Consider the following 17,822-nt stretch of genomic DNA (forward strand, 5'->3'; position numbering starts at 1 on the left):
CTCTGGATCAGCCGGCGGTGTTGATCATCGAGGCGGCGGCGTACGTCATGTACCGCCACAGCTGGGCGTCGTGCTCCGGCGAGAGCTCCAGGCTGTCGATCGCGGCGCGCATGTGCCGGAGCCAGGCGTCGTGCGCGGCCTGGTCGACGGTGAAGGGGGCGTGGCGCATCCGCAGCCGGGGGTGGCCGCGGCGCGCGCTGTAGGTGCCGGGGCCGCCCCAGTACTGCATGAGGAAGAGGGCGAACCGCTCCTCGGCGGGGCCGAGGTCCTCCTCCGGGTACATCGGGCGGAGCAGCGGGTCCTCGGCGACGCCCTCGTAGAAGCGCCGGACGAGGCGGCGGAACGTCTCCTCGCCGCCGACCTGCTCGTAGAAGGTCTGCTCCTGCACCGCGTTGTCCCCGGGAATCTCGTTCACCGCTCCATGGTCTCAGACGGGGCGGCGGAGGACCGGAGGTCTAGGACCTCCGGCCCTCGGGGTTCAGCCGCGCCGGACGGTGATCGTCGTCCAGGCGCCGACGTGCACCTGGTCGCCGTCCTGGAGCTGGACCGGCACATACGGCTGGATCGGCTCCTCGCCGCCGTTGACCGTGGTGCCGTTGGTGGAGTTCTGGTCCACCACCGCCCACGAGCCGTCGGGCTGCTGCACCAGCACCGCGTGCTGGTGCGAGACGCCCGGGTCCTCCGGCGGCACGGCGAGGTCGATGTCGGGCGCCTCGCCGGTGGAGTGCCGACGGCGCCCGATGGAGACCTGGTTGCCCTGGAGCGGCAGCTGCTTCGGCGGCGCGTACGCGGGCAGGTTGAGCCCCGAAGCCTCCGGACCACTGCGGCGCATCATCGCCATGAAGTAGTCACGGTCCGGCCCGATGTGAGCGGTCCACTGCTGCGGGGGCTGCGCCGCGGACGGAGGGGAGAGCACCCAGTCGTCGTCGCCACGCGGCGGAGGAGCCTGGTGATGCGTCGGCTCGGCCCCGAGCGGCTCGGCCGGCCGGTTCACCTGCGAAGGCCGCGAGTCGTGGTACCCGAACGGATCCTGCGGCTGCGCGGGCGCGGTCGGCGACTGGAACCCCGGCGGCAGATTCAGCCCCGGCGGCGGCCCCGCGGCCCGGTTCGGCTGCGGCGCGGGCGCGATCGGCGTGTACGAGGTAGCGGTACCGGTCAGGAAGTTCCACCGGCACTCCTCGCAATAAGGCGCCATATGCTCCCGAGGCGTCCGACACTGCGGACACAACTCCGCCTGCGCGGTCGCATGAGGATCCCCACTGGCCCCGAACCCACCGGGTCCGCCCTGGTAGGGGGGCGGACCGGGCGGAGTAGCGCCGAAGCCGGGCGGGCTGCTGGGGCCTCCGGGGCCGCCGGCGGGGCCGCCGGCGGGGCCGCCGGGCGCACCGGGGCTGCCGGGGAAGCCCGGTCCGGCCGGGCCGCCGGGGTAGCCGGGGCCGCTGGCACCCGCTGGGGCGCCGGGGCCGCCGGGCGCTCCCGGACCGTCGGGGAAGCCCGGTCCGGACGGGCCGCCGGGTGCGCCGGGGCCGTCGGGGAAGCCGGGACCGCCAGCACCCGCCGGGCCACCGGGGAAACCGGATCCGGACTGGCCGCCGGGCGCGCCCGGACCGTCGGGGAAGCCGGGCCGACCGGCGCCCGCCGGGGCACCGGGACCGCCGGGGAAGTCAGGAGCACCGGGACCACCCGGGCTGCCGGGTGCGCCGGGGGCATCGGGGAAGCCGGGACCGCCGGCACCCGCCGGAGCACCGGGACCGCCGGGGAAGCCGGGTCCGCCTGGGCCGCCGGGCGTGCCAGGGCCGTCAGGGAAGCCGGGCCTGTCGGCGCCCGCCGGGGCGCCGGGGAAGCCAGGGCCACCGGGTGCGCCAGGGCCGTCAGGGAAGCCGGGACCGCCGGCACCCGCGGGGCCGCCAGGACCGGCCGGAGCGCCGGGCGCACCGGGACCGCCGGGGAAGCCGGATCCGGGCGGGCCGCCCGGACCGTCGGAGAAGCCGGGCCTTCCGGCGCCCGCCGGGGCGCCAGGACCGTCAGAGAAACCGGGGCCGCCGGCACCTGCCGGGCCGCCGGGGTAGCCAGGGCCACCGGGACCGGCCGGGGCGCCGGGGCCGCCGGGCGGACCGGGGAAGCCGGAGCCCGCCGGGCCACCGGGGGCACCCGGACCGCCGGGCGTGCCAGGTCTGTCAGGGAATCCCGGGCCGCCGGCGCCTGCCGGGCCGCCGGGGTAGCCAGGACCGCCGGGACCGGCCGGAGCGCCGGGGCCACCAGGCGTACCGGGGAAGCCAGAACCCGCCGGAGCGCCGGGTGCACCCGGGCCGCCCGAAGGGCCCGGGCTCCCGGGGTACCCGGGACCGGCCAGGCCACCGGGCGGACCGGGAAAGCCGGAGCCCGCCGGGCCACCAGGCGCACTCGGCCCACCAGGACCGTCAGGGAAACCGGGGCCGCCGGGACCGGCCGGGGCGCCGGGGTACCCGGGACCACCGGCACCGGCCGGGCCGCCGGGGCCGCCGGCCGGACCGGGGAAGCCGGAGCCCGCCGGGGCGCCGGGGCCGCCCGAAGGCCCCGGGCCGCCGGGGTAGCCGGGGGCACCCGGGCCGCTGGGCGCACCCGGGCCGCCCGGGGGCGTCGGGTGCGGGTAGCCGTAAGTCGGAGGGGGGCCGGGTGGGCCCGGGGGAGGGGGGACGAGAGGGCCGGGAGGGCCAGGGGGGCCGGGGGGAGGGGGTGGGGTGGCACTCGTCGGCGCACCCGCCCCGGCCATGCGGTGGCCGCAGACCTCGCACCAGTCGTCGGAGACCGACTGGTGTCCGTTCGGGCAGGTCGGCATGTCGGTGCTTCCCCCTCTCGTCGTCCGGCCCGGTGGGCCGGGCTACCTCTTGACGCGAACGGTCTTGGTGGAACGGGTCTCGAGTGTCATCTCGTCCGCCTCCGCGACCTTCGCCTTCAACCGCACAGTACCCGCCACAGCATCGACCACGTCCACCACCTTCGAAAGGAGTTTCGCGGTATCCGCGTTCCCGGAAGCCGCCGCCAACTGCACCGCGCGGCCCAGTTTCGCGGTCGCTCCGTCCCGATCGCCCGATTTGCGGGCGTCCAGGCCCTGCTGGATGGCGTCGGCGAGCTCCGCCTGGCCCGTGTAGTGGGCGACCTGCGGGTCGATGGCCGTGGTCATCGCCACGTCGTGCGTCCACACGGCCCGTATCAGCCCTTGGGACACCGGCCGGGCGTCGCCCCCGGCCGGGTCGGGGACGATCAGGGAGACCCGCGCCGCGAGCATCTCCTGCCCGACCGCGTTCGCCGGCACCCGCACGCGCACGTGGTAGTCGCGGGACTCGTCGCCCCAGGACCCGGTCGGGTAGTCCCCGGCGCGCGGCCCGGTGTCGGACCGCCGAGCGGTCAGGTCCGCGACCGACGGGGCGACCTGCTTCACGAAGACGAGCTCCGCGCCGACCGGCGTCCACAGCCGCAGCGCCACGTCGGCGACGCCCTTGCCCATGACGTTCTCCATCATGGCCGTGAAGTCGGCGGCGAGACCGGCCGGATCGGCCACGATGTCGGCGGAGCCGAGCAGCGCCGAGGCGATCCCGGTGACCTCCTTGACCTCCCAGTCGGTGCCGACCCCCCGCGCGTCGCAGGTGAAGCGGCCCGCGCAGGCGTCGAGCGCGGCCCGCAGCGCCTCGGGGGACTCGTGCTCGTTGCGCCCGTCGGTGAGCAGCACCGCGTGCCGGATGGTCAGGTCCTCGCCGCCGAGGAGGGCGTCGGCGAGCCGCAGCCAGGTGCCGATCGCGGTGCCGCCGTCCGCGGTGAGCCGGGTCAGCGCCTCCTTCGCCTCGGCGCGGGTCCGGGCGCCGGCGACGGCGAGCCGCCCGTCGCCCGGGTAGAGCGGGGTCGCGACGTGGTTGCCGGCGACGACGGCGAAGGAGGTGCCGTCGCGGAGGGTGTCGATCGCGGCGGCGGTGGCCGCCCGCGCGCCCTCCATCTTGGTCGGCGGGTAGTCCATCGACCCCGAGCAGTCGACCATGATCACCACACCGGCGGGTCCGCCGGCCGTGACGCCCCCCGCGCCGCTCGTTCCGCCGCCGGTCGCCGTCACGGTGACGACGGCGTCGACGTCCCGCCCGCCGACCGGCAGGTACTCGTTCTGGTAGACGTCCACCGAGAACTGCGGCACGGACGGCTTGGCGAAGTTCGCCATCTGGTTTCGGCTCCTCGGCGACGGTACGGACGCGGGTGGTGACGGGGGGTCAGGAAGAGCCTGCCCCCGCGGGCGGCGGGGCGAACGGCGTCAGCGCGACCGTGATGTTGTCGTGTCCGCCGCCGTCGAGGGCGTGCCCGACGAGGACCCGCGCCGCGTGCAGCGGCCGGAGCGCCGCGTCGGCGGGGAGGACCCCGGCCATGGACTCGGCGGCCTCGGCGTAGTTCCAGAGGCCGTCCGTGCAGACCACGACGACACCGGGCCGGTCCGGCTTGAAGGCGGCGGTGTGCGGCTCCAGTTCGTACGCGTCGGCGCCGAGCCAGCCGGTGATGGCGTGGGCGCGCTCGTCCGCGTACGCCTGCGCCTCGCTCATCAGCCCCGCCTTGACCATCTGCGCGGCCCACGAGTCGTCCTCGGTGAGCCGGGCGGCGGGAGCGCTGCGGTCGTCGGGCACCCAGTAGGCGCGGCTGTCGCCGACCCAGCCGACGACGAGCAGCCCGTCGGTGACGACGGAGCCGACGATGGTGCAGGCGGGGGAGTTGCCGCCGGGCGGGGTGTCGGCGTCCGCGCCGTCCGGCCCGCCGGTGCGGGCCAGCGCGGTGACGGCCTCGCCCGCGGCGACGATCGCCTCGTGCATGGCCTGCTGCGGATGGGTGCCGCGGGGCAGCGCCTCGTCGAGCACGCGGCCCGCGGCACGGGCCGCGGCGGCGGACGCCTCGTCGGGGCGGTGGGCGGAGGAGACGCCGTCGCAGACGATCGCGACGGTGGCCGGCCGGCCGTCGGGCAGGGCGGTCTCGGTGAGCGCGAACGAGTCCTCGTTGCGGTGGTGGCGCAGCCCGCGGTCGCTGACCGCGGCGACCGTGCCGAGCTCCCGCTCCATGTGGTCGCGCTCGCGGGGCTGGGCGTGCCCGCAGTTCTCGCAGTAGCCGTCCCCGTCGACCCGCCCGGCCCGGCAGGCCACACAGATCCCCTCGGGCACGTCCCCGGCAGCCGAAGCCCCCGACTCCGCCTGCGCCTCGGGCTCCGCGCGCACGGCGGCCCGCGGGTCGGGCGCGGCCAGCTCGAAGTCGCCCCCGCCGCGCACGGTCTCCCCACTCGGCGGCACCGGCCCGTCCGTCCGCACCGGCCCGTCCGTCCGCACCGGAACCGTCGGCAGGTCCCGCCCGCCCGAGTCGGTGCCCGGCAGCTCGCCGGGATGCTGGGTCAGCGTCGACAGCGAGCCGGGGTCCCGGGGCGGCGCCTCGGGCCAGACGGGCGCGGCGATGGGCATCGTCGGCCGGTCCTGCCCGTCCGGCGGCTCCACGACGGCCGACAGGTCGTAGCCGCAGGCCCCGCAGTAGCGGTCCCTGGGGTCCACGGGCTCCGCGCACTCCGGGTCGGGGCAGGCGGTGAGTCCGTGCGACGGCGGCTGGGGCTTCTGGGACATCCTCACACCCACGTCCTCGGGCGGTAGCGGTTGGCCCGCTCCACCAGTTCGATCCTCTCCTCGCCCCGCTGGGCGAGCCGGGCCAGCACCCGGTAGGCGCGCTCCAGGCCGAAGCGGAGCCCGCTCTCGTCCAGAGCGCTCCCGAGCAGCGGCTCCCCGCCGCCCGGCGCGGCACCGGGACTACCGGAGAGTACCCAGTCGAGGGCGGTGCCGAGCACCTCGGTCGCCAGCCGCTCCCGGCGCACCGGGTCGAGCCCGAAGCCGCCGAGCGCCGAGACCTGCGCGGCGGCCGCGGTCAGGTCCGCGCCGAGCGGTTCGCGCGGCGGGCGCCGCCGCAGCCGCGCCCGGACGGCCGCGACCCGGGCCGCCGTGTAGTGGATGGACGACTCCGGTACGGATTCGAGCGCGGCGACCGCCCCCGTCCGGTCCCCGGCGGCGAGCCGCACCCGGGCGAGCCCGAAGGCGGCGCTGACGAAACCGGGGTCGGTCGCCCACACCAGGTGGTAGTACTCGGCCGCGTTGTCGAGCTGGCCCAGCACCTCCGCGCAGACGCCGAGCGCCAGCTTGGGCGCGGGCTCGCCGGGGAAGGCGTCGTAGACCGCGTCGAAGGCGAGCGCCGCGTGCGTCAGGTCGCCGCCCACCAGCGAGGCCAGGCCCCGGTGCCACACCACCCGCCAGTCGTCCGCGTCCCACTGCTCAAGCGCGCCGAGCGTCTGCCCGGCGGAGACCTGGTCCCGCAGGTCGAGCTGGGCCCGCAGGGCGCGCAGCCGCAGCTCGGGGGTGTCCGCGGGCGCGGCCCGCAGCGCCCCGAGGAGCTCGGCGGGCGCGGCGGCCAGCAGACCGGCGAGGAAGCCGGCGTTGGCGTCCGACGGGTCGACCCGCGGCACCGGCAGCGCGAGCGCGGTGGCCGCCACGTCGACCGGGGCGAGCAGCGAGCCGAGGCCCTGCCCGGCGGGGACGCCCGCCTCCGCCGGGGCAGCGGAGCGCCGGGACCGGCCGGCGCGGCGCGCGCCGAGCACCGACACGTCCTCGGCCTGCTCGCCGAAGAGCACGGTGTCGGTGACCCGCGTCTCCGCGCCGAAGAGCGTGGACAGCGCGGGGCGGGGCCGCCCCGACTGGAGGGCTACGACCTCCCGCAGCACCCCGGTCAGCTGTTCCGCCATCTCCTCGGCGGAGGCGAAGCGGCGCGCCGGGTCCGGGTCGGTGGCCCGCACCAGGAACCGGTAGAACGACTCGTACCGCTGGAAGACCTCGATGTGCTCGGGCTCGGGCAGGGAGTCCGCGAAGACGTTGGTGTAGCCCTGGAAGTCGAAGGTGAGCACGGCCAGCGTGCGGGCCACCGTGTACAGGTCGCTGGCGACCGAGGGCCCGACCTCCGCGACCTCGGGCGCCTGGTAGCCGACCGTGCCGTAGATCGCCGACTCGTCGTCGTCCATCCGCCGGACCGCGCCCATGTCGATGAGCTTGAGCTGGTCCTCGGACTGGAGCGCGTTGTCCACCTTGAAGTCGCAGTACAGCAGGTTGCGGCTGTGCAGGTGGCCCAGCGCCTCCAGCGCCTCGATGCCGTACGCGCACGCCTGCTCGACGGGGAGCGGGTCGCGCCGGCCCTCGGGGGTCCGCCGGTCGTTGGCGATCTCCTTGAGGGACTTGCCGCCGACGTACTCCATGACGATGTAGCCGTCCAGGGAGCCGGTGCGCGGGTCGAGGTGCTCGACGAAGTTGTAGATGCGGACGATGTTGGAGTGCTCGATCTCGGCGAGGAAGCGGCGCTCCGAGATCGCCGCCGCCATGGCGTCCTGGTCGCCGGTGTCGAGCAGGCCCTTGAGGACCACCCACCGGTCCGAGACCGCCCGGTCGACGGCGAGGTAGATCCAGCCGAGGCCGCCGTGCGCGAGACACCCCGCCACCTCGTACTGCCCGTGCACCACGTCGCCCGCCCGCAGCTTGGGCACGAAGGAGTACGGGTGCCCGCACGAGGTGCAGAAGCCCTCGGTACGCCCCGGCCGGTCGCCGCGCGCGCGGCCCACCGGCGCCCCGCAGTCGGAGCGGGAGCAGAATCGCTTCCGCTCGGGCACCTCGGGGTCCGCCATCACCGCCGCGCGCGGGTTCGGGCGCGGCACCTCCGGGATCTGGACGAGCCCCGCGCCCAGCCGCTTCCGGGCCGACTGCGCGGTCGAGGAGCGGGAGCTGCGGACCGACACGGAACGGCCCGTGGCCTGCCCGGACAGCGCCCGCGACAGCCGCCCCGACACCGAGCGGCGCGAGGACGCCGAGCGGGACGAGGCCCGCGCGGACGCCCGCGAACCGCTGCGCGCGGACGACGAGTCGGGCCCCCAGGCCGCCGCCTCGGACGGCGTCCCGAAGCCGGCGCCCGCGCCCGTTCCCGTACCGTGCTTCCCGGGCACCGCGACCCCGGTCGGATTGGCCTGGAGCCGACCGCTGGGCGCCACCACCGGCGCGAGCCCGCAGGTGTCGCAGTACAGCTCGCCGCCGCCCACGTCCTCGTACGCGCCCTCGCAGGTGGGCCGCTGGCAGCTTCCCGCCCCGCTCACCGCCTGACCGCTCACCACTGTCGTCCTCCCGTGTCCGACGGATCCGACGGACCGGACAGCAGGTCCGCCACCGCCCGCTGGTAGCGCAGCACGGCCTGCTCCGCCGCCCGCAGGTCGCAGGGCGCGCTCCACAGCATCCGGCGCGCCGTGTCGTACCGCTCGGTCAGGAACGGGTCGTCCGCCCCGCCGAGCCGGGTCGCCTTCGCCCGGTACGCGTCCAGCCGGCCGCGCAGCTCCGCCCGCACCGCGAGCGGCGCCGTCACCGCCGTCAGCGATTCCCGGGCCCGCAGCAACTCCTCCTCCGCCTCCCGCTCCAGCGCGTCGAGCAGCGGCGACAGGCGGTGCCACCGGGCGTGCCGGCGGTGGTCGGCGGCGGCCTGGAGCCGCTCCTGGAGCGCCGTCGGCGGCCCGCTCACGGCCGGCACCTCGGAGGCGGCGATCTTCGCGAGCACCTCGCCGCGCGCCACCCGGGCCTCCGCGAGGGTCCGGTCCGCCCGGGACAGCACGTCCCGCAGCCGCAGCAGCCGCTCCTCGGAGTCCTGCCGCACCGCGAGGACCGCCTCGATCTCGCGCCGTACGTCCTCCAGGGCCAGGGCCGCCCGGTCGTAGCGCGCGGTGTCGGGGCGGCCCCCGCCGGGCGCCGAACTGCCCTCCGCCGGACGCCAGAACGCCAGCGGATCGGTCACCACCGTCGACCGCAGCTCCGTCAGCTCGGCCGTGATCGACTCCAGCTCGTCGCCGGCCGGATGCTCCCCGGGGCGCACCCCGACCGAGTGCGCCAGCGAGCGGGTCCGGCCCAGCTCGGCGGCGAGGAGGTCTATCCGCGCGGGCAGCGCCGACCACACCGCGTCCGCCGTGACCACCACGTCCAGGGAGACCGCGTACAGCTCGTTCATCCGCCGCACGAGCCCGTCGAGGGTGAACCGCTCGGCCAGCAGCGCCCGTTCACCGGCGCCGCCCGGCACGTGCACGGAGTCGCCGCGCAGCCGCTCGGTCAGCTCCGCCAGCTCCTCCCGGTTCGGCCACTTGTGCCGCGACCGGACCTCCCGGGCCCCCCGCAGCGCCGCCGTGTACGCGTCGAAGCAGCTCCAGAGCGCGGTGATGGTCCGCTCGGTCGCCGCCCAGCGCTCCCGGGTGGTGCCGGTCAGCCCCGCGCCTTCGAGGAGCCGCCGCCCGGCGTGGTCCTGGAGCGCGAGGAGCGAGTCCTCGACCGCCTTGTGCTCCGCGCCGAGGCGCGCCAGCGCACGGTCCACCTCGTCCCGGTCCATCACCGGCCCAGGGGGTCCCGTGACGCCCATCGCTCTCCTCATCTCCTCCGCCCCGGTGCGGGGCCGCTCGTCCCTACGCGCTGCTCGTGCCGTTCCTCCCGCGGCGGGCCGGGCCCGCTAGCGGTACAGCGGCTCGGGCGGCTCGGCCTTCCCGAGCCCCGCCTCCAGCCAGACGCCGTACGCCTCCTGCCAGCGGCCCTTGCGGTAGTCCTCCAGGACCTTGTTGACGCGGCGCACCAGGTCGTCGTTGCCGAGCTTGGCCGCCACCCCGTAGTACTCCTCGGTGAAGGGCTGCCCCTTCAGCTCCACCGCCGGGTCCTGCGCGGCCTGACCGGCCGCCAGGGCGTTGTCGGTGACGACGGCGTCGACCTCGCCCATCTGGAGCCGGACCAGGCAGTCCAGCTGGTTGGGCACGGTCAGCAGGTTCCGGTCGGCGGGGGTGCCGTCGCCCTCGTCCCTGATGACGGCGCCGAAGGACTTCTCCTCCAGGGCGTCATGGGCGGTGGAGCCCTCGGCGGTGCAGACCCGCCGGCCCTTCAGCGAGGCGTCGTAGCCGGTGATCGGCGACGTCTTGGGCGCCAGGACCTGCTGCCCGGCGCGGAAGTAGGCGGTGGAGAAGGCCACCTGCTTGATCCGCTTGCAGTTGATCGTCATCGTGCGGACCACCAGGTCCACCTTGCCGCTGTCCAGCGCCGCCATCCGCTGGTTCGTCGGCACCGCGCGGAGGACGATCGCCTCCTCGCTGCCCAGCAGGTCCTTGGCTATCGCCCGGGCCAGGGCGATGTCGAAGCCCTCCAGGGTGCCGGTCTCCGGGTCCCGGAAGCCCCAGCGGTAGCTGGACTGGTCGACGCCCACGATCAGCTTGCCCCGCTGCTTGATCGCGGCGACCGAGGGCCCGTCCGCCGTCGAGGGCCGCAGCGACGCCTCCGGACGCTCACAGGTGTCCGCCTTCACCTGGACGCCCGTGGCCACGCCGGGACCCGGCCCGAAGGGGCCGGCGGGGGGCGCCCCGCCCGCGTCCCGGGTCAGCGGCAGCAGGGTGAGGGAGGCGGTCAGGGCGCAGGCCACGCCCATCGCGGCCACGCCGCCCCAGCCCCGCAGCCGCCGTGCCGCCCGCCGCACCGGCGGCTCGCCGTCGTGTGCCATGCCGCCCCCTCTCACCGGTACTCCGACAGTCTTCGGTTGATGCCGAGCACCGCGCCGAGGGCGCCGAGGGCACCGAGCGCGGCCGCGCCCAGCGGCAGACCGGTCAGCGCGTCCACCGCCCCCCGCGCGGAGCGGGTGAACTGGTCCTGCTCGTGCGCGAGCGCCCGCTCCAGGGCCGCGTCGACCTGGTCGAAGGACCAGCCGGCCGACTCCTTCGGCTCCTCCGCCCCCTTCGGGCCGATGATCCGGTCCAGGGCGCCCTGGTAGTCGCCCGCCTCGCCGAGGTCACGCGCCGCCGCGTGCCGCTTCCGCCACTCCTCGGCCCGGGCCGACGCCTCCGTCAGCGGCGCCCGTCCGGCCTCGTCGTCGGCGAGCCGCGTCGCGCGGGCGAGCGCGTCGGTGAGCGCCGCCATCCCGGTCGCGAACTCCGCCTCGTACTTGTCGTTCTTCCCGTCCTCGGTGAGGACCGCGCCCCGGGCGACCTGCGTCAGGTTCTCGTTGGCACGGGCCTTGAGGGAGCTGATCCGCGCCTCGTTGAGCAGCTGGAGCGACTGCTGCCCCTCGGTCTGCGCGGAGCCGAGACCGGCCCGCGCCACCGTGTGCGCCCCGGCCAGCCACAGCAGCACCACCACGGAGGCGGCGGTGGCGGCGAGCAGCCCCCGGCTGAACACCCGGTTGGTCCGCCGGTACTCGCGCCGCTGCGCCCAGACCAGCACGCCGAGCGCGAGCACCCCGGCGCCGAGCGCCACGGAGGGCCAGGCGCGGGCGTCGTCGTCGTCCTGGTGCAGCCGGGCGGTCTCCGCCGCGTACAGCCGCTCGGCGGCGGGGAGGAGCCGGGTCGTCATCTCCTGGTTCGCGTACCGCAGATAGGCGCCGCCGAGCGGCAGGCCCTGCCGGTTGGCGGCCCGGGCCCGCTCCATCAGGCCCGCGTACCGCGGCAGCAGTTCGTTGAGCACGGTGATCTCGCGGGCCGCGCTTCCCGAACCGTCCGTGTTCGCCGCCGCCTTCACCAGGAGGCGGGAGGCGGTGGCGAGGTCGCGGTCGTAGCGGGCGCGGGACTCGGCGGGTTCGAGCGTCCCGGCGAGGAAGCCGGCCGCGGCCGTCGAGTCGGCGTCGGCGAGCGAGCGGTAGATCGCGGCGGCGTCCGCGCTCAGCGGCTGGCTGCGCCCCACGACGTCCTCGGCGGAGCCGGCCCGGCCGGCCGCCTCAAGTCCTGCGACCGTGCCCAGGGCCAGCACGAGCAGCGCCAGTACGGCCCCCAGGATCCGCAGCCGTCCCGGCTCGGTGGTCGCGGCCTCCCGCAGCACCTCGCGGCCGGTCGCCCACGCCCCCCGCGCGGGCGGCGGCGGCGCGGCCCCGACGGCGGCGGCGCGCGAGACCTGCCCCGGCACCGTCGGCCGCGCGGGCGCGGCTGCCGGCCCCCGCGCCTCGGCGGGCGCGCTCGGTGGCTGTGTCACGTGACCTCCCCCTCGGTCTCGACGTCGATCGACCCCGGCGAGCAGTATGGCCGCAGGCGGCCCGCCCGCACACCGGGAATGACACGATCTTGTGCCTATCGTGCCGCACCCCTACGGGACTTGCGCGGGCGAGCCCCCCTCACCGCCTCCCCGGACTCTCCCCGAACTCTCCTCGAACCCTCTTCGAACGCCCTTCACTCTGAATACGTCGGATCCCCCGGATCGGTTCCGCCCGGGCGATCGCTCGAACAGGTGAACATGACGTGGGGGCGCCTCCCGGGACAGGAGGACGCCCCACCACCGCGACGTCAGGCCGCGTAGTGCGCCCGCAGCCGCTCGGCCGCCTCCGGCGCCGCGCCCCACTCGTCCAGGGCGAGCAGCCCCGCGCCCAGCACCGGCGGCGCGGTCACGAAGCGGACGGCCGCCTTCGGGGCCCGCTCCGCGAGGAGTTCGCGGATCCGGTCCTCCAACTGCGGGTGCCGGGCGGCGAGCACGCTGCCGCCGAGGACCACCGGCGCCTCCTCGTCGAGGAGTCCGAGCCGCCGCAGCGCCACCGTCGACAGCGCCACGACCTCCTCGGCCATCCGGTGCACCAGGGACAGCGCCACCGGGTCGCCCTCCGCCGCCACCCGGAACAGCACCGGCGTCAGCTCGTGCCGCCGCGCGTGCGGGACCAGGCCCAGGTGCAGCGCCTCGATCAGCGCGTACATGGTCTTCCGGCCGAAGTGCGCGGGCAGCGCCCGGGCCAGCTCCGTCGGCTCGCCCCGGCCGTCCTCGGCGCGGGCCGCGAACCACAGGGCCTCCTCGGAGAGGCCGCCGCCCCCGCCCCAGTCGCCGGAGATCTTGCCGATCGCCGGGAAGCGCGCGGTCCGCCCGTCCGGGGTCATCCCGACGCAGTTGATCCCGGCGCCGCAGACCACGGCCACGCCGCGCGGCTCGTCGAGCCCGGCCCGCAGGATCGCGAAGGTGTCGTTGTGGACCCGTACCGAACGGCTCCACCCCCGCTCCAGCAGCTCCCGCTCCAGCTCCGCCTCCTCGACCGGCAGGTCGGCGTTGGCGAGACAGGCGGTGACATGGCCGAAGGCGACGGGGACACCGGCGTCCGCCGCGGCCCTCCCGACGATCTCCGCCAGCCCGTCGACCGCCGCCGCCACCCCGACCAGCGGGGGCTGGAAGCCCCCTCCGCGCGCGGAGCCCAGCACCGTGCCGTCCGGCGCGAGGACCGCCGCGTCGGTCTTGCTGTTGCCCGCGTCGACCGCGAGCAGCGCTCCGTTCACGCCCACGCGAGGTGCTCCCGGTTGTGCGCGATCAGCCGGTCGGTGAGCTGCTCGGCGTACGCGTACTGCCCGACCAGCGGGTGCGCGAGCAGCGCCTTGAAGACCCGCTCCCGGCCGCCCCGCAGGGCCGCGTCGAGCGCCAGGTCCTCGTAGGCCGTGACGTGCGCGATCAGACCGGCGTACAGCGGATCCACCGGCGCGACCGGCAGCGGCACCGCCCCGCCGGGGCCGACGGCCGCCTGCGTCTCGATGACGGCGTCGTCCGGAAGGAAGGGCAGCGTGCCCGCGTTGAGCGTGTTCACCACCTGGTACGGCGAACCCCCGCCGCCCAGCAGCGAGGCCGCCAGGTCCACGGCCGCCTCCGAGTAGAAGGCGCCGCCGCGCTTCCCGAGCAGCGCCGGCTTCTCGTCGAGCGCCGGGTCCCCGTACATCTCCAGGAGTTCCTTCTCCATCGCGGCGACCTCGGCGGCCCGCGACGGCTTGGTGCGCAGCTCCTCGACCACCTCGTCGTGCGCGTAGTAGTAGCGCAGGTAGTACGAGGGGACGACGCCGAAACGGTCCATCACCAGGCGCGGCAGGTGCAGGTCCCCGGCGATCGTGTCGCCGTGCTCGGCGAGCAGCCGCGGCAGCACGTCCTCGCCGTCCGGGCCGCCGAGCCGCACGCCGGTCTCCCAGGTGAGGTGGTTGAGCCCGATGTGGTCGAGGTGGATCTGCGACGGGGCCACGTCGAGGAGCTTCGCGAACTTGCGCTGGAACCCGATGGCCACGTTGCACAGCCCGACGGCCTTGTGCCCGGCCTTCAGGAGCGCGCGGGTGACGATGCCGACGGGGTTGGTGAAGTCGATGATCCAGGCGTCCGGGTTGGCGCGCCGGACCCGCTCGGCGATGTCGAGGACGACGGGGACCGTGCGCAGCGCCTTGGCGAGGCCGCCGGCGCCGGTGGTCTCCTGGCCGACGCAGCCGCACTCCAGGGGCCAGGTCTCGTCCTGGTTCCTGGCCGCCTGGCCGCCGACGCGGAGCTGGAGGAGGACGGCGTCGGCGCCCTCGACCCCGGCGTCCAGGTCGGAGGTGGTGACGATCTTCCCGGCGTGGCCCTGCTTGGCGAAGATGCGGCGGGCGAGCCCGCCGACGAGGTCGAGGCGGTCGGCGGCCGGGTCGACGAGGACGAGTTCGGTGATGGGCAGGGTGTCGCGCAGACGCGCGAATCCGTCGATCAGTTCGGGGGTGTAGGTGGACCCGCCCCCCACGACAGCGAGCTTCATTGGTGTCTCAGCCCTTCACTCCGGTCAGTGTGACTCCCTCGACGAACGCCTTCTGCGCGAAGAAGAACACGAGGATCACGGGGGCCATGACCAGGACGGTCGCGGCCATGGTCAGGTTCCAGTCGGTGTGGTGCGCGCCCTTGAAGGACTCCAGGCCGTAACTGAGCGTCCAGGCGGCCGGGTTCTCGGAGGCGTAGATCTGCGGCCCGAAGTAGTCGTTCCAGCAGTAGAAGAACTGGAAGAGGGCGACGGCGGCGATGGCGGGCTTCGCCATCGGCAGCACGACCCGCAGGAGGATGCGCAGTTCGCCGCAGCCGTCGATGCGGGCCGCCTCGACGTACTCGTCGGGGATGGTGAGGAAGAACTGGCGGAGCAGGAAGACCGCGAAGGCGTCGCCGAAGGCCATCGGGATGATCAGCGGCCACAGCGACCCCGACAGGTCCATCTGCTGGGCCCAGAACAGGTACATGGGGATGATCACGACCTGCGGCGGCAGCATCATCATCGAGATCACGAGCAGCAGCGACAGGTGCCGGCCGCGGAAGCGGAACTTGGCGAGCGCGTACGCGACGGGTATGGACGACACCACGACGAGGACGGTGCCGAGACCCGCGTACAGCAGCGAGTTCTTCCACCAGGTGAGGAAGCCGTCGGTCTGGAAGACCTTGACGTAGTTCTCGAAGTGCCAGGAGTTCGGGGTGAGGTCGCGGGTCAGCGCCTGCTGGTCGCTCATCAGCGAGGTGAGGACGACGAAGACGAACGGCAGGACGAAGAAGAGGGCCGCGGCGATCCCGAGCGAGTGCACGGCGATCCAGTGCAGCAGCGCCGTGCGGCGGGCCCGCTTCGCGGCGGGCTCCGCGGCGGTCAGGTGCAGGGTCATGGTTCAGTCACCCGAGCCGATCAGGCCGCCGCGCCGGCGCATGAGCAGCGCGGTGAAGGCCATGGAGAAGGCGAAGAGCACGAGCGCCACCACGCAGGCCGTGCCGTAGTTGAACTGGCTGAAGCCGAGGCTGTAGACGAGCTGCGGGAGCGTGAGCGTGGAGTCGTCGGGGTAGCCGGGGACGAAGGTGACGCCAGAGCCGCCCATCACGCCGGAGGCGACCTTGGAGGCCACGATCGGCTGCGTGTAGTACTGCATCGCGCCGATGACGCCGGTGACCAGCGCGAAGAGCACGATCGGCGAGATGTTCGGCAGCGTGATGTGGCGGAACCGCTGCCACGCGTTCGCCCCGTCCAGCTCCGCTGCCTCGTACTGCTCCTTGGGGACGTCGAGCAGGGCGGCCATGAAGATGACCATGAGGTCGCCGATGCCCCAGACGGCGAGGACGGTCAGGGCCGGCTTGGCCCAGTCCGCGTCGTTGAACCAGGCGGGGGCGGGGAGGCCGACGGCCTCCAGGAGCGAGTTGACCGGCCCGGTGCCGGGGTTGAGCAGGAAGACGAAGGCGAGCGTCGCGGCCACCGGTGGGGCCAGATAGGGAAGGTAGAAGAGGGTTCGGAAGACCCCGGTGCCGGTCTTGATCTTCGTGATCAGCAGGCCGATGCCGAGTCCGAAGACCACCCGGCAGCTCACCATGACGACACAGAGCCAGAGGGTGTTCTGGAGGGCGGGCCAGAACTGGGGGAAGGACGTGAAGACGTACTCCCAGTTGGCCAGTCCGCGCCACTCGGGCGGGTTGAGGCCGTCGTACTTCATCAGCGAGAAGTAGACGGTCGAGACCAGCGGATAGCCGAAGGAGAAGCCGAAGCCGATCAGCCAGGGCGCCATGAAGGCCAGGGTCCGCAGCGCGTTCCGCCGGCGCCTGGACCGGAGGGTGTTGCGTCCCCCGGGGGCGGAGGCGGCCGGTGCGGCGGCCGCCTCCTTCGCGGGCAGGGTGTCCGTGCTCATGGGTGGGATCCGGCCGTCACTTCGCCGCGGCGATGTCGCGGTCGATCTGGGCGGCGGTGTCCGCGAGCCCCTTCTTCAGGTCGGTGACCTGGCCCTTCTCGTACCGCTGGGCGAACTTCTGGAGGGTGTCCTGGTACGCCGAGCCGTTCACCGCGCCGTCGGAGGTGGTGGACTTCGGGTGCTGGGCGATGTCCAGGAAGGTCTTGAAGCGCGCGTCGAACTTCAGGTCGGGGGACTTCAGGGCCTCCAGGGTGGAGGGGACGTTCCCGATGGAGTTGGCGAAGCTCACCACGGCCTCGGTGTCCGTGGTCATGTACTTGACCAGCTCCCAGGCCGCGTTCTGCTTCTTGGACTGCGGCGCGATGCCCATGATCGTGCCGGAGAGGTAGCCCTTGCCGTACTCGGCGACCTCGTCGTCGGCGACCGGCAGCGGAGCGACGCCGACCTCGAACGGGACCTTGGCCTCCTTGATGAAGTTCAGCCGCCACTCGCCGTCCAGCTGCATGGCGACCTGGCCGGTCTGGAAGGGGTGCTTGGCGCCCCACTCGTCACCGAAGGTGGTCCGGTACTTGTCGAGCTTCTGGAAGCCGCCGAGCGCGTCCACCAGCGACTTCTGGTACGTCATCATCTCGGCGAAGCCGGGGTCGGTGCCCACCGTCGACTTGCCGTCCTGGCCGAAGTAGCCGTCGTGGCCCCACTGCGACATGTAGTGCGAGACGACCGTCTCGTAGCCGAGGTAGTTCGGCATGAAGCCGAGCGACTCGTACGAGTCGCCCTTGGCCTTCGTCAGCTTCTTGGCGACCTCGGTGAACTCGGACCAGGTCTTCGGCGGGGCCTCGGGGTCGAGCCCGGCCTTCCGGAAGGCGTCCTTGTTGTAGTAGAGCCCGTACGCGTCCGAGAGCAGCGGCAGCGTGCAGCGCTTCCCCTCGAACTGGGTGTACTCCTGGAGGACCTTCGGGAAGATCGTGTCGAGGTCCAGTTTGTCCTTCTCGACGAAGGGCTTGAGGTCGGCGAGCGCGCCGGTGTGGCAGAACTTGCCGACGTTGGCGGTGGTGAAGGACGCGACCACGTCCGGGCCGTTGGAGCCGCCGGCGCGGAGCGCCTGGCCGAGCTTGTCGTCGTTGATGTTGCCGACGATCTTCACCTTGATGTTCGGGTGGGCCTTCGTGAAGCGGGCGACGTTGTCCTCGATCGCCTTGACCTCGGCCGGGGCCGACCAGCCGTGCCAGAACGTGAGAGTGGTCTCGGCGTTCGGGTCGTCGGCCGCCTTGTTGCCGGCGGAGCCGGTACAGGCGGTGGCGAAGAGGGCGAGCGAGGCGGTGGCGGCGAGCGCGGCGGCGGCTCTGCGCGTGCGTGCGGGCAT

General features: G+C 74.6%; 12 protein-coding genes and 1 pseudogene. All 13 read right to left on the bottom strand.

Annotated elements, in window-relative coordinates:
* Nucleotides 1-7: 7 nt before the first annotated feature.
* The 13 genes and pseudogenes from ACFXMG_RS06305 to ACFXMG_RS06365 all read right to left on the bottom strand — a co-directional run bounded on the left by ACFXMG_RS06305 (nucleotide 8) and on the right by ACFXMG_RS06365 (nucleotide 17,822).
* Nucleotides 8-415 carry a globin gene (locus ACFXMG_RS06305; RefSeq protein ID WP_383818762.1) on the bottom strand — a complete coding sequence of 136 codons (408 nt, stop codon included), beginning with the start codon at nucleotides 413-415 and terminating at the stop codon, nucleotides 8-10.
* 63 nt (nucleotides 416-478) lie between these two features.
* Nucleotides 479-1,351 (bottom strand): annotated as a pseudogene (locus ACFXMG_RS06310) (FHA domain-containing protein); the annotation flags it as partial.
* 1,509 nt (nucleotides 1,352-2,860) lie between these two features.
* A complete protein-coding gene (locus tag ACFXMG_RS06315; RefSeq protein ID WP_383830625.1) occupies nucleotides 2,861-4,186 on the bottom strand; it encodes a VWA domain-containing protein in 1,326 nt (441 codons plus the stop codon).
* Between the two features lie 49 nt (nucleotides 4,187-4,235).
* On the bottom strand, nucleotides 4,236-5,612 hold the full coding sequence (locus ACFXMG_RS06320; protein ID WP_383830628.1) for a PP2C family protein-serine/threonine phosphatase: 1,377 nt from the start codon (nucleotides 5,610-5,612) through the stop codon (nucleotides 4,236-4,238).
* 2 nt (nucleotides 5,613-5,614) lie between these two features.
* A complete protein-coding gene (locus ACFXMG_RS06325) occupies nucleotides 5,615-8,164 on the bottom strand; it encodes a tetratricopeptide repeat protein (RefSeq protein ID WP_383830639.1) in 2,550 nt (849 codons plus the stop codon).
* Nucleotides 8,165-8,175: 11 nt separating this feature from the next.
* Nucleotides 8,176-9,462: a hypothetical protein gene (locus ACFXMG_RS06330; protein WP_383830631.1), complete on the bottom strand. Its 1,287-nt coding sequence runs from the start codon at nucleotides 9,460-9,462 to the stop codon at nucleotides 8,176-8,178.
* Nucleotides 9,463-9,549: 87 nt separating this feature from the next.
* On the bottom strand, nucleotides 9,550-10,578 hold the full coding sequence (locus ACFXMG_RS06335; protein ID WP_383830634.1) for a glutamate ABC transporter substrate-binding protein: 1,029 nt from the start codon (nucleotides 10,576-10,578) through the stop codon (nucleotides 9,550-9,552).
* A gap of 11 nt (nucleotides 10,579-10,589) precedes the next feature.
* The gene (locus tag ACFXMG_RS06340) at nucleotides 10,590-12,035 is read right to left on the bottom strand and encodes a hypothetical protein (protein WP_384119828.1); all 1,446 of its coding nucleotides are present in this window, start codon (nucleotides 12,033-12,035) and stop codon (nucleotides 10,590-10,592) included.
* Between the two features lie 308 nt (nucleotides 12,036-12,343).
* Nucleotides 12,344-13,318, bottom strand: coding sequence for an N-acetylglucosamine kinase (locus ACFXMG_RS06345; RefSeq protein ID WP_383821500.1), 975 nt, complete (start codon nucleotides 13,316-13,318; stop codon nucleotides 12,344-12,346).
* Nucleotides 13,309-14,574 carry a 6-phospho-beta-glucosidase gene (locus ACFXMG_RS06350; RefSeq protein ID WP_383821497.1) on the bottom strand — a complete coding sequence of 422 codons (1,266 nt, stop codon included), beginning with the start codon at nucleotides 14,572-14,574 and terminating at the stop codon, nucleotides 13,309-13,311. The genes ACFXMG_RS06345 and ACFXMG_RS06350 overlap by 10 nt, the downstream gene beginning before the upstream one ends.
* A 7-nt stretch (nucleotides 14,575-14,581) precedes the next feature.
* Entirely contained in the window at nucleotides 14,582-15,454 is an 873-nt protein-coding gene (locus tag ACFXMG_RS06355; RefSeq protein ID WP_383821495.1) for a carbohydrate ABC transporter permease, read from the bottom strand.
* 3 nt (nucleotides 15,455-15,457) lie between these two features.
* Complete coding sequence (locus ACFXMG_RS06360; RefSeq protein WP_383821492.1) at nucleotides 15,458-16,459, bottom strand: carbohydrate ABC transporter permease; 1,002 nt, start codon at nucleotides 16,457-16,459, stop codon at nucleotides 15,458-15,460.
* A gap of 16 nt (nucleotides 16,460-16,475) precedes the next feature.
* The gene (locus ACFXMG_RS06365; protein WP_383821489.1) at nucleotides 16,476-17,822 is read right to left on the bottom strand and encodes an ABC transporter substrate-binding protein; all 1,347 of its coding nucleotides are present in this window, start codon (nucleotides 17,820-17,822) and stop codon (nucleotides 16,476-16,478) included.

Source organism: Streptomyces sp. NPDC059201, assembly GCF_042754585.1.
GTDB lineage: Bacteria > Actinomycetota > Actinomycetes > Streptomycetales > Streptomycetaceae > Streptomyces.